This is a genomic window from Collinsella intestinalis DSM 13280 (assembly GCF_000156175.1).
Lineage (GTDB): Bacteria > Actinomycetota > Coriobacteriia > Coriobacteriales > Coriobacteriaceae > Collinsella > Collinsella intestinalis.
On record NZ_GG692710.1, the window covers coordinates 166,502 to 178,040 of the forward strand.

The 11,539-nt window shown below is 61.4% G+C and carries 9 protein-coding genes; 5 read left to right on the plus strand and 4 right to left on the minus strand.

Translation table 11 applies throughout. The features are described 5' to 3' along the window. Window positions 1-49: 49 nt before the first annotated feature. The 4 genes from COLINT_RS00720 to COLINT_RS00735 all read right to left on the minus strand — a co-directional run bounded on the left by COLINT_RS00720 (window position 50) and on the right by COLINT_RS00735 (window position 3,947). The gene (locus tag COLINT_RS00720; protein ID WP_039910453.1) at window positions 50-382 is read right to left on the minus strand and encodes an MGMT family protein; all 333 of its coding nucleotides are present in this window, start codon (window positions 380-382) and stop codon (window positions 50-52) included. Window positions 383-639: 257 nt separating this feature from the next. Further along, on the minus strand, window positions 640-1,470 hold the full coding sequence (locus tag COLINT_RS00725) for an HAD-IIB family hydrolase (protein WP_039910203.1): 831 nt from the start codon (window positions 1,468-1,470) through the stop codon (window positions 640-642). 133 nt (window positions 1,471-1,603) lie between these two features. Continuing rightward, the gene (gene trpS, locus COLINT_RS00730; protein ID WP_006722373.1) at window positions 1,604-2,653 is read right to left on the minus strand and encodes a tryptophan--tRNA ligase; all 1,050 of its coding nucleotides are present in this window, start codon (window positions 2,651-2,653) and stop codon (window positions 1,604-1,606) included. A gap of 61 nt (window positions 2,654-2,714) precedes the next feature. Next, window positions 2,715-3,947: a glycosyltransferase family 4 protein gene (locus tag COLINT_RS00735; RefSeq protein ID WP_006722374.1), complete on the minus strand. Its 1,233-nt coding sequence runs from the start codon at window positions 3,945-3,947 to the stop codon at window positions 2,715-2,717. A gap of 638 nt (window positions 3,948-4,585) precedes the next feature. Here COLINT_RS00735 and arcA point away from each other — a divergent pair. The 5 genes from arcA (at window position 4,586) to COLINT_RS00760 (ending at window position 11,509) form a co-directional block, all read left to right on the plus strand. Further along, complete coding sequence (arcA, locus tag COLINT_RS00740; RefSeq protein WP_006722378.1) at window positions 4,586-5,827, plus strand: arginine deiminase; 1,242 nt, start codon at window positions 4,586-4,588, stop codon at window positions 5,825-5,827. A 102-nt stretch (window positions 5,828-5,929) separates the two neighbouring features. Then, window positions 5,930-6,925 carry an ornithine carbamoyltransferase gene (argF, locus tag COLINT_RS00745; protein WP_039910204.1) on the plus strand — a complete coding sequence of 332 codons (996 nt, stop codon included), beginning with the start codon at window positions 5,930-5,932 and terminating at the stop codon, window positions 6,923-6,925. A 137-nt stretch (window positions 6,926-7,062) separates the two neighbouring features. Continuing rightward, on the plus strand, window positions 7,063-8,547 hold the full coding sequence (locus tag COLINT_RS00750; RefSeq protein WP_006722381.1) for a YfcC family protein: 1,485 nt from the start codon (window positions 7,063-7,065) through the stop codon (window positions 8,545-8,547). Between the two features lie 236 nt (window positions 8,548-8,783). Beyond that, window positions 8,784-10,262, plus strand: a complete 1,479-nt coding sequence (locus COLINT_RS00755; protein WP_006722382.1) for an amino acid permease — start codon at window positions 8,784-8,786, stop codon at window positions 10,260-10,262. A 122-nt stretch (window positions 10,263-10,384) separates the two neighbouring features. After that, window positions 10,385-11,509, plus strand: coding sequence for an aminotransferase (locus COLINT_RS00760; protein WP_039910206.1), 1,125 nt, complete (start codon window positions 10,385-10,387; stop codon window positions 11,507-11,509). The last annotated feature ends 30 nt before the right edge of the window (window positions 11,510-11,539 follow it).

Genomic DNA, 11,539 nt, shown 5'->3' on the forward strand with positions numbered 1-11,539 from the left:
TGCCTGTCATAGTTTCAAATACGGGAAGGGGCGCTGTCGGCGCCCCTTGTCATACCAGGCCTGCGGGCCAGCGAGAGGCCTGCAGGTCGACATGCCCATTGGCGAGGAAGGCAACGCCTTCATCCTCGAGCAATGCGCGCTGCACCTCGGGTCCGCCGAAGGCGAAACCCTCCGCCAGGCGCCCGTCCGCGAATACGATGCGGTGACAAGGTATGTCCCCGGGTTCCGGATTGACGTGCAGGGCGTATCCCACATATCGAGCTCGACGGGGCTCACCAACGAGCTTGGCGATCTGACCATACGTGGCAACCATGCCGCAGGGTACCTGGCGCACCATGTTGTATACGCGGTTGAAGAATCCGTCGGTGTTCCGGTCCGCCATGCCATCCTCACTTTCGATCGATACCGCCATTGTAGTCAAGAAAGGCGCCCCACATGTGCGGGGCGCCTTTCCAAAGAGGTGTTGCGCGAGGGGAGGGAAGGCGCAACGTTCGTGTCGAAGGTCTTTAATTCGCCTGTGCCTTCGTTGAGTTAACTATAGCTAATTCTATGAGACCCAAGTCGTAGACCGACGAGCACATAGCCTCTCCACAAGTTAACCAAGGGTTACAAATAGAAAGACGCGGCGTCATGCGGGCGTTAGGGCTCGAGGAATCGCTCGACGAGCTCGGAGAAGGCGCCGTCGGTCCCGGCCGTTTCAAGGATGACATCGCAATACGGCCGCACGTCGTCGGTGACATTCGCCACGCCGACTCCCAGCCCCGCCGCTTTGATCATGGAGAGGTCGTTTGCGGAATCGCCAACGGCGATGACCTCGGACATCGGGATTCCCAGCATATCGGCAAGGCGTGCGAGTCCCGTCCCTTTGTCAACGCCTGCGGGCATGAGCTCGAGGTAGCGCTTGGAGGAGAAGGTGATGTCAACGCCGAGGCGCTTGGCCATGGGCGCGAGTTCGCGGCCCAATTCCTGCAGCGCATCGAAGTCCCAGTCGACATATAGGATCTTCACGATGCCACGGCCTTCGAGGAATGAGAGGTCGGGATGGTCAGATCCGCGAAAATGAGTGACCCCGGTGATCGATTCCAGATAGTCGCGCTCCCGTGCGGGCGCGTCATTCACGAACACGTGGCCGTCGGCAACGTTGACGTGCATGCAGAGTCCGAGTTCGAGCCCCTTTGCATAGATCGCGTTCGCGCATTCGTTGGAAAGGCCGCAGGTGGTGAGCGGGGTGGGGTCTCCCACGCGGTTGATGAAGCCGCCGTTATAGGAGAGCACATAGCCGTCTTCGATCAGCTCGCGGGCCTCCCCCGAGAAGTTGTCCATGATAGAGGAATACCATCGCCCGCTCGAAGGGACGAACAGCACGCCGAGCTCCCTCATGCGTTTGAGTGCCCGGAGGTTGGACGCCGGGATGGCGTGGTCGGCATCGAGAAACGTCTCATCCATATCGCTGGCAACAAGTCGGTACATGCAATCCCCCATACAACGTAAAAAACGAGGCGGGCTTATTATCACCCACCTCGTAAGACCTGGCTATGTCGAAAGCGCGGGCACGTGAAGATGGCCCATTCGCGTGCCGCCGCGCGTGTGCGGGGCGGATGGCTTAGTACACCATTCCCATGGCTTCGCGCACCTCGGCGAGCGTCGCCTCGGCGACCTCGTTGGCGCGGCGATTGCCCTCGCGCAGGACGTCCTTGACGTAGTCCATGTCCTGGACGAGCTCCTCGCGGCGGGCGCGGATGGGGGCGAAATAGTTGTTCACGCTCTCGGTGACGTACTTCTTGAGCGCGCCGGAGCCGCCCATGCCGATCTCCTCGGCGATCTCGACCTCGGAGCGGCCGGTGCAGATGGCGGCGGTGGAGAGCAGGCCGGACACGCCGGGGCGCGCCTCGGGGTCGAACGTGATCATGCGCTCGCCGTCGGTCTGGCTCTTCTTGATGCGCTTCGCGGTCTCCTCGGCGGTCATCGAGATGTTGATGGCGTTGCCGTAGGACTTGCTCATCTTGCGGCCGTCGAGGCCGGGGAGCAGCGGAGTATCGGACAGCAAAGCGTCGACCTCGGGGAAGACGTTGCCGTAGCGGTTGTTGAACTTGCGGGCGATGGTACGGGTGAGTTCGATGTGGGGCAGCTGGTCACGACCGACGGGCACGACGTTGCCCTTGCAGAACAGGATGTCGCAGGCCTGGTGCACGGGGTAGGTAAGGAGCAGGCCGGTGAGCTCGTGCCCGCTGGCCTCCATCTCCGCCTTGACCGTGGGGTTGCGCTGGAGCAGGGCCTCGGAGACGAGGGAGAGGAACGGCAGCATGAGCTGGTTGCAAGCGGGAACCGCGGAGTGCGTGTAAATCATGGTCTTGTCGGGGTCCAGGCCGCATGCCAGGTAGTCGATGACCATGTTGTAGACGTTGTCCTGGATGTTGTCCGTGCTGTCGCGGTCGGTAATGACCTGGTAGTCGGCGATGAGCACGTTGGTGTGAACACCCAGCTCCTGCAACTCGACGCGGCTCTTGAGGGTGCCAAAGTAGTGGCCCAGGTGCAGGCGGCCGGTGGGGCGATCGCCGGTGAGCATGGTGTACTTCTCGGGGTGCTGCGGCAGGTCGGCGCGGATTTGATTGCTGCGTTCGAGGCTGACCTCGTAGCTGAGCTCGTTGGGCATGACTTCTCCTTTGCTGGTCGTGCGTGCCACGAGGCATGTGCGCTCGGGCGATGCCGTTCGTCTACTTGTGGGAATCGGTGCTCTTGGGCGATTTTCCGGGGATGAGGTGCTCGAGGCGCTCTTCTCGCATCTCAGCTGCGGCTCGTTCCTCGGCGGCAAAGGCCGGGTCGTCGGGGGTCACGATCTCGTCCTGCTGCGTCTTGGGGTTGTAGTGATGGCGCAGGACGGGTTCGAACAGATGGAGCCTGGTGGCGAACAGCGCGGAGCAGGCGAGCAGGACCAGGAAGATGGCGACGCGCCAGCCCACGCTCACCTGGTTGATCACCACGGCGCCGAGCGACAGGAGCAGGCACCATGCGTAGATGAGCAGCACCGCCTGACGCTGGTCGTAGCCCTCACGTATGAGACGGTGGTGGATGTGGCCCGTGTCCGCCTGGCCGATGCTCACGTGGGCGCGCTTGCGACGGACGATCGCCGAGAGCGTGTCGAGGATGGGCACGCCGGCCACGATGAGCGGGATGATGAGGGAGGTGAGCGCGGCGGTGCGGCTCACGTTGAGAAGCGAGATGGTCCCCAGTCCAAAGCCGAGAAGCAGCGAGCCGGAGTCGCCCATGAAAATCGACGCGGGGTAGAAGTTGTAGCGCAAAAAGGCGAGGCAGGCGCCGAACAGCGCGATGGACAGCGCGGCTGCGTCGAGGCGGCCGGAGAGCACGGCGAACGAGAACATGGAAAGCGACGCGATGCCCGAAATGCCGGCGGCCAGGCCGTCCAGACCATCGATGAGGTTGATGATGTTCGTGAAGGCCACGAGATAGATGACGGTGATGGGGTAGGCGATGAGGCCGAGCTCGATATAGGTGCCCGGGGCGAACGGATTGACCACGCGGCCGATGAGCAGGCCGCCGGCGGCGGCGATGCAGGCGGAGAGGATCTGTCCGAGGAGCTTGCTGCGCGGGCTGAGCGAGTGCACGTCGTCGACGGCGCCCGTGATCACGATCACGAGGAAGGACAGGCCCAGGACCGGGTAGCTGATGCTCATGCTGGGGTGGGGGATGAGGATGGGGGGCCAACCCAAGATTTTGATGCCCGCTATCTCGACGATGAGCGCGACGCAGAGTCCTGCGAACATGGCGAGCCCGCCCAGACGGGGGATGGGCTTGGTGTTGATGCGGCGCTTAGAGGGGTAGTCGATCGCGCCGAGTCGGTGCGCCAGCCGCTTGGTGAGCGGCACGCACAGGTACGTGGCGATGAAGGCCGCGGCAGCCACATATATGTATGGCATCGCTTGCTCCATAAGTAGGGCACCACCGTTGCAGACGAATCGAACACAGGGACGCTTTGAGCGTCAATCTTACCCATGATAGCGGAAGCGGGGATTCTTCTGGCGTGCAAAGGTCGTGTAACGCATCAAGCACATGCCGTTCAGGTCGATTTCGGGCATTATGCCCTTCATCGGGGCCACAGGATGTCTCATGTCCGTTGCATGCGCGGCCGTCGCGATCGTCAGGCCGATGACACGCGGGTGGGGCGGACGGTAGGATTCGGCGGCTAAACGGTCCCTATGAGAAGAATTCTGAATAAATCTTTTCAGGCACTGCATATTGATTACCAGTGCAAAATCCCAGGCCAGCTACTTCCCAATATGCAGAACAAGTACGAAAATATGCAATATTGAGTATGTTCTTATTCATTTATCCCTCATGGTAAACTCCGCCAGGAACGATATTTACGCACGTAAAACGCTTTATTAGATAAAAGCAGCCAACTGGGAGATTGATCGAGATATACCGTTCACTCCTCAATATCGTCCGTTTGGCGTTCTCGTGTATCCCTCTCTGAAATTTGGATATAACGGTAACTGTTGAACGGAGCCCCGCGAGGGGCTTGAACCGGAATCGCACATGCGGTTCCAGAAAAGAAAGGTAGGAGGCAATGACGAAAGGCTTGCATGTCCCGAGCGAAATCGGACAGCTCAAAAAGGTCTGCCTGCACAGGCCCGGCGAGGAGCTTCTGAATCTGCCGCCGTTCGAGCTGGAGCGCCTGCTCTTTGACGACGTTCCTTTCCTCGAGGTTGCTCAGGAGGAGCACGACACCTTTGCCCAGATCCTGCGCGACCAGGGTGTCGAGGTTCTCTATCTTGAGAAGCTCGTTGCCGAGGTCTTCGACCTGAACCCCGATGCACGCCAGGAGTTCCTGGATCAGTACATCGCCGAGGCCGGCATCAAGGGCCAGGAGATGCCCAGGGTCGTCCGCGAGAAGCTCGATTCCATCAAGGATAACCTCGAGTTCGTCCAGAAGACGATGGCCGGTCTCACCAAGGCCGAGATCGAGATGCCGCTCGTGAGCTCCACCACGCTTGACTCCCTGGTCAACACCGAGTCCGAGTCCGATCTCATCATCGACCCGATGCCCAACCTGTACTTCACCCGTGACCCGTTCGCGGTCGTCGGCAACGGCGTTTGCCTGAACCGTATGTACTCCGTCACCCGCAACCGCGAGACCCTGTACGGCAAGTACATCTTCAAGTATCACCCGGACTACAAGGACGTCTCCCTGTACTTCCGCCGTGACGCCGCTTACCACACCGAAGGTGGCGACGTGCTCAACATCAACGAGCACACCCTGGCCGTGGGCATCTCCCAGCGCACCCAGGCTGCCGCCATCGACGTCATGGCCCAGAACATCTTCTGGAACAGCGACTCCAAGGTCGATCGCATCCTCGCCTTCGACATCCCGAACAACCGCGCCATGATGCACCTCGACACCGTCTTCACCCAGATCGACGTGGATAAGTTCACTATCCACCCGGCCATCATGGGCACCCTCAAGGTGTACGAGCTGACCCCGGGCAATAACCCCGGCGAGGTCAACATCAAGGAAATGGTCGACACGCTCGAACACATCCTCGAGGATGCTACCGGCGTTGATCAGATCAAGCTGATCCCCTGCGGTGGCGGCGACCCGATCGCTGCTGCTCGCGAGCAGTGGAACGACGGTTCCAACACGCTGGCTGTTGCCCCCGGCAAGATCTGCGTGTACGCCCGCAACACCGTCACCAACGACGTGCTCTACAAGGAGGGCCTGGATCTCCTGGTCGTTCCCTCCGCTGAGCTGTCCCGTGGCCGTGGCGGCCCGCGCTGCATGAGCATGCCTTTCTGGCGCGAGGATCTCTAAGCATCTTCTTCGGCGGCGCATCGGCTCCGGTGCGCCGTCGTACTTCGATGCGGGTGCATTGGGCATCCGCATGACCTATTCATATGTATGAAAGGAGCCCACATGGGCGTTAATCTCTCCGGTCGCAGCTTCCTGCGCCTCCTCGACTTCACCACCGAGGAGATCGAGTACATGCTGAAGCTCTCCAAGAACTTCAAGGACCTCAAGCGCGCGGGCACCCCGCACCGTTACCTCGAGGGCAAGAATATCGTCCTGCTGTTCCAGAAGACCTCCACGCGCACCCGCTGCGCCTTCGAGGTTGGCGCCATGGACCTCGGCATGGGCGTCACCTACCTCGATCCCGGTTCGTCCCAGATGGGCAAGAAGGAGTCCATCGAGGACACCGCCCGCGTTCTCGGCCGTATGTATGACGGCATCGAGTTCCGTGGCTTCGACCAGGAGGACGTCGAGGAGCTCGCCGCCAAGTCCGGCGTTCCGGTGTGGAACGGCCTGACCGACCTGTGGCACCCCACCCAGATGCTCGCCGACATCCTGACCGTTCAGGAGAACTTCAACTACGACATCAAGGGCAAGACCCTCGTCTTCATGGGCGACTGCAAGAACAACGTCGCTCGCTCCCTCATGGTCGTTTGCGCCAAGCTCGGCATGAACTTCGTGGCCTGCGGCCCGCAGGAGTGCATGCCCGCTGACGACGTCATCGAGGCCTGCAAGCCCATCGCCGAGGAGAACGGCTGCACCATTAAGCTGACCTCCGACGTGAAGGACGCCTGCACCGGTGCTCACGTCATCTACACCGACGTTTGGGTCTCCATGGGCGAGCCCGACGAGGTCTGGACCGAGCGCATCAACCAGCTCCAGGACTACCGCGTCACCACCGAGCTCATGGCCATGGCCGATCCTTCTGCGATCTTCCTGCACTGCCTGCCGGCCTTCCACGACACCAACACCACCATCGGCAAGGACATCGCCGAGAAGTTCGGTGTCACCGAGATGGAGGTCGAGGACGCCGTCTTCGAGTCCAAGCAGTCCAAGGTCTTCGACGAGGCCGAGAACCGCATGCACACCATCAAGGCGATTATGTACGCCACGCTCAAGTAGGAGCGATTTGTCGGTCCGCTCGGAGCGCATCGCTGCGCGCTCCGAGCGGCTCCTTGGTAACAATCTTGCCCATGCGGTGCGCACGGCACGGAAAGGCCGCGTAAGCAAGATCAATGACACGTGTTAAAGAAGGGGGGATGAGAACAATGACTGAGACCGCTAAGAAAAAGCGCGGCATGCCTTCATCGTTCACCATTCTTCTGCTCCTGTTGGCTATCGTTGCGGTTATCACCGTCGTCATTTCCGGTACGTCCGGCGGCGCCGTTACCGCTGCTCGTCCGAGCGACTTCTTCACCGCCCCGGTGAAGGGCTTCGCAGACGCTCTGCCCGTCTGCCTGTTCGTTATGATTCTCGGCGGCTTCCTCGGCATGATGACCGAGACCGGCGCCCTGGATAACGGTATTGCCGTTCTGGTCAAGAAGCTCCATGGCCGCGAGATCATGCTGGTCCCCGTCCTGATGCTCATCTTCTCCCTCGGTGGTACCACCTATGGTATGTGCGAGGAGACCGTGCCGTTCTACGCCCTGCTCGCTGCCACCATGATGGCCGCCGGCTTTGACCCGCTGGTCGGCGCCGCCACCGTCCTGCTCGGCGCTGGCTGCGGCTGCCTTGGCTCCACGGTCAACCCGTTCGCCGTCGGTGCCGCCGTTGATGCCCTCACCGGCGTCGGCATCGAGGTCAACCAGACCATCATCATCGGCCTCGGCCTCGTTCTGTGGGCTGTGACCACCCTGATCTCCATCGCTTTCGTGATGAACTACGCCAAGAAGGTCAAGGCTGACAAGGGTTCTACCATCCTGTCCATGCAGGAGCTCAAGGACGCCGAGGAGGCCCACGGCGCTGCCGCCGCTGAGGTCACCAAGGACGTCAAGCTCACTGGTCGCCAGAAGGCCGTCCTGGGCATCTTCACCTTCACCTTCGCAGTCATGATCGTTGGCTTCATCCCGCTCGCCGACCTTAACGCCGGCGTGGCTGGCTTCTTCGACAACGGCGTGTACGATGCCGAGGGCAACGTCATCACCCAGGCTTGGTCCGCCGTCATCACCGGTCTGCCCATCGGCCAGTGGTACTTCGATGAGGCCTCCACGTGGTTCTTCGTGATGGCCATCGTCATCGGTATCGTGGGTGGCCTGTCTGAGAAGAAGATCGTCGACACCTTCATCACCGGCGCCGCCGACATGATGTCCGTCGTTCTGATCATCGCCCTCGCCCGTGGTATCTCCGTCCTCATGGCTGCCACCGGCCTCGACGTCTACGTCCTCGACGCTGCCGCCAACGCGCTCGCCGGCCTGTCCGGTGTGATCTTCGCCCCCATGAGCTTCCTGGTCTACTTCGGCCTGTCCTTCCTCATTCCTTCGACCTCCGGTATGGCCACCGTGTCCATGCCCATCATGGGGCCCCTGGCCGCTGAGCTCGGTTTCGCTCCTGAGGTCATGGTTATGATCTTCTCCGCCGCCATCGGTGTCGTGAACCTGTTCACCCCCACCTCCGGCGCCATCATGGGCGGTCTCGCCCTGGCCAAGGTTGAGTGGACGACCTGGCTCAAGTTCGCCCTCAAGCTCATCGTGGTGCTGACCATCGTCTGCGCGGTCATCCTGACCATCGCCTGCGTCATGATCTAAGCGCCTTCCAGGCGCAACGCGGTCCGGGCGTCTATCGGTGTTTTCGAAATGACGCCCCGCTGTTTTTGAGTCGTCCAGCCGGCTCGGCATTAGGCGTCCCGGTTGCGACCTACCTTTCAGCCCCCTTCCGTATCCGTGCGCGGAGGGGGGCACTTCTTTACCGATCTAAAAAACGGCTACACATGTCCTTATAAGTTGCGGGAACGCTCCCGCTGTGTCTAATAATTGGGGTACTTATGTCTCATGACACGCATGTCGACAACCCGAACGGTGTCGGTTACTTTGGCCTGATCGGCCTCGTCGTCTCGTCCTGCATCGGTTCGGGCGTTTTTGCCCTGACCGGCCAGCTCGCCAATGTCGCCTCGCCCGGTGCGGCTCTGCTCGCTTGGCTCATTTGCGGCGCCGGCTTCCTGTTCCTGGCGTTGTCCATTTCCAATGTGGGTGCCAAGCGACCCGACCTTGACGGTATCTGCGCGTACGCCGAGGAGGGCTTCGGTCCGTTCCACGGATTCGTCTCCGGTTGGGGCTATTGGCTGTCCGCCTGGCTCGGCAACGTCGGCTTCGGCACGATGGTCGCGCAGGTACTCGGCAGCGATTACTGCCTGGGTGGCCTTCTGCCCGGCGTCTTCTCCGATCCCGTGACCGGTAATCCCGCCGTCGGCGGCGTCATCATCGTCTCGCTCGTTTTGTGGGCCATCACGTTCCTGGTCATCCGCGGTGTCGAGAGCGCTGCGTTCCTCAACGCCGTCGTGATGGTCGTGAAGATCGCGTCCATTCTCGTGTTCATTGCCTTTGCCACCTTCAGTTTCAACGCGGGCCTGTTCACCGCTGATTTCTGGGGTACTGTCGAGCGCAATGCCACTGTGCTTGCCGCCAATGGCACCGGCCTCGGCGGCGTTGCCAACCAGATCGTCCAGTGCGTCCTGATCCTCATGTGGGCGTTTATCGGTGTCGAGGGTGCTTCCGTCATGTCCGGTCGCGCTCGTCGCCGCAGCGAGGTCGGCAGCGCCACCGTTCTCGGTCTCGGCGTACTGCTCGCCCTCTACATCGGCGCCTCCATCATTCCCTACGGCGTCATGGATTACGCCGACCTCATCGCGGCTCCCAAGCCCGCCACCATCTCCGTCTTCGAGTACATGGCTCCCGGTTGGGGCGGCGCCTTCATTTCCTGGGCCATCATCATCTCCGTTTGCGGTTCCTGGCTTTCCTTCACCATGCTTCCGGCCGAGACCTCCTCGATGATGAGCGAGCATCACCTGCTGCCCGCGTCTTGGAACAAGATGAATGCGAAGGGAGCGCCGCAGATGGCCCTGCTCATCGTCGGCGTCCTCACCGAGGTCTTCATTATCGTGGCGACGTTCGCCGCCGATGCGTACACCTTCGCCATCTCCATGTGCACGGTTACCATCGCCATTACGTGGGCCTATGCCGCGGCGTACCAGATCAAGCTCTCCCGCGAGCGCAACGAGCCCATGCAGATGGCATTCGGCGTCATCGCACTTGCCTTCCAGGTCGTGGGCGTTCTCATGACAGGTTGGGGTTTCCTCCTGCTTGCCTGCCTTGGCTACCTTCCCGGCTTCTTCTTCTATAAGAAGGCCCGTCAGGAGGCGGGGGAGAGCCTGACCAAGCGCGATTGGATTTTCATCGCCGTGTTCGCCGTGCTCGCCGTCGTGTCGATCCCGCTGACGGCCGCCGGCATCATTCCCGTTTTTTAGCGGGCCCTTGCAGGTCGGGGCGGATGCACTTTCGCGTCGACGCCCCGACCGCGCCGTCGACGGCGGCGGTACGGGCCCGTATGGGTGCATGGGTTCATGAGTTGAGAAAAAAGGAGCCTGCTATGGATATTCCGGTTATCGGAGTCGAGGATTGGCTGAACGTCCACGAGATGGACGCGACCTGGGATATCGCCCAGTCGACCATCTCGTCGCTTACCATGGGGGAGCTGCGCGCGCTCGACGGTCAGGAGGGCGCCTCGTTTTACGAGATGCTCGATGCGCAGAAGATGAACTACGGTTGGATTGAGGGCTCGCCCGAGTTCAAGGACGAGGTCGCCAAGCTCTATGACCGCAAGGTCGAGCATCGGAACATTCTTCAGACGAACGGATGCACCGGTGCGAACTTGAACGCGCTCATGGCGGTGGTGCGTCCCGGCGACCATGTGATCGCCGAATGGCCCACCTACGCCCCGCTTTACGAGATCCCGCGCACGCTTGGCGCCGAGGTCGAGTATTGGCAGATTCACGAGGAGCTCGGCTGGATGCCCGACATCGACGAGCTGCGCGAGCTGGTCCGCCCCAACACGCGCCTCATCTGCATCAACAACGCCTCCAATCCGGTGGGTGCGGTGCTCGACGCCAAGATGCTCGAGCAGATTGCGGAGATCGCCGACAGCGTGGGTGCCTACGTCCTGTGCGACGAGGTGTATCTGCCGCTCGAGAACACCGAGGGATTCAAGTCGATGACCGATGTGTACGATCGCGCGATCGTCACCAATTCCGTGTCCAAGACCTATTCGGTGCCCGCCGCCCGCTGCGGCTGGGTGATCGCCGATGATGAGGTCTCGGACGCCATTCGCACCTATCGCGATTACACCATGATTTGCGGAGGTGTGTTCAACGATGAACTCGCGACCTACGTGCTGCGCCATCGCGACAAGATCCTCGACCGCAACCGTGAGATCGTGTTCGGCAATCGCGAGATCGCCCAGTCGTGGATTAATTCTCAGCCCCGTGTGAGCTGGGTCGCTCCCAAGGGCGTGTCGACATCGTTCATCCGACTGGATATCCCCGAGGACGATGAGGCGTTCTGCTTGCGTCTGCTCGAGGAGCGCGGCGTCTTGCTTGTCCCTGGCAGCCGCTTCGAGCTGCCTTGTGGTGCCCGTTTGGGGTACTGCGCCCAGCCGGACGTGCTCAAAAAGGGTCTCGATCTGTTGGGCGAGGCTCTCGCGGAGTTCGATCGATAGGGATAGGGAGGGTGCCGTCCCTGCGGGTGC

What these genes read in the sequence shown, in the direction of transcription:
- COLINT_RS00720 (WP_039910453.1), bottom strand. Translation starts at nt 382, where the DNA reads ATGGCGGACCGGAACACCGACGGATTCTTCAACCGCGTATACAACATG.
- COLINT_RS00725 (WP_039910203.1), bottom strand. Translation starts at nt 1,470, where the DNA reads ATGTACCGACTTGTTGCCAGCGATATGGATGAGACGTTTCTCGATGCC.
- trpS (WP_006722373.1), bottom strand. Translation starts at nt 2,653, where the DNA reads ATGCCCAACGAGCTCAGCTACGAGGTCAGCCTCGAACGCAGCAATCAA.
- COLINT_RS00735 (WP_006722374.1), bottom strand. Translation starts at nt 3,947, where the DNA reads ATGGAGCAAGCGATGCCATACATATATGTGGCTGCCGCGGCCTTCATC.
- arcA (WP_006722378.1), top strand. Translation starts at nt 4,586, where the DNA reads ATGACGAAAGGCTTGCATGTCCCGAGCGAAATCGGACAGCTCAAAAAG.
- argF (WP_039910204.1), top strand. Translation starts at nt 5,930, where the DNA reads ATGGGCGTTAATCTCTCCGGTCGCAGCTTCCTGCGCCTCCTCGACTTC.
- COLINT_RS00750 (WP_006722381.1), top strand. Translation starts at nt 7,063, where the DNA reads ATGAGAACAATGACTGAGACCGCTAAGAAAAAGCGCGGCATGCCTTCA.
- COLINT_RS00755 (WP_006722382.1), top strand. Translation starts at nt 8,784, where the DNA reads ATGTCTCATGACACGCATGTCGACAACCCGAACGGTGTCGGTTACTTT.
- COLINT_RS00760 (WP_039910206.1), top strand. Translation starts at nt 10,385, where the DNA reads ATGGATATTCCGGTTATCGGAGTCGAGGATTGGCTGAACGTCCACGAG.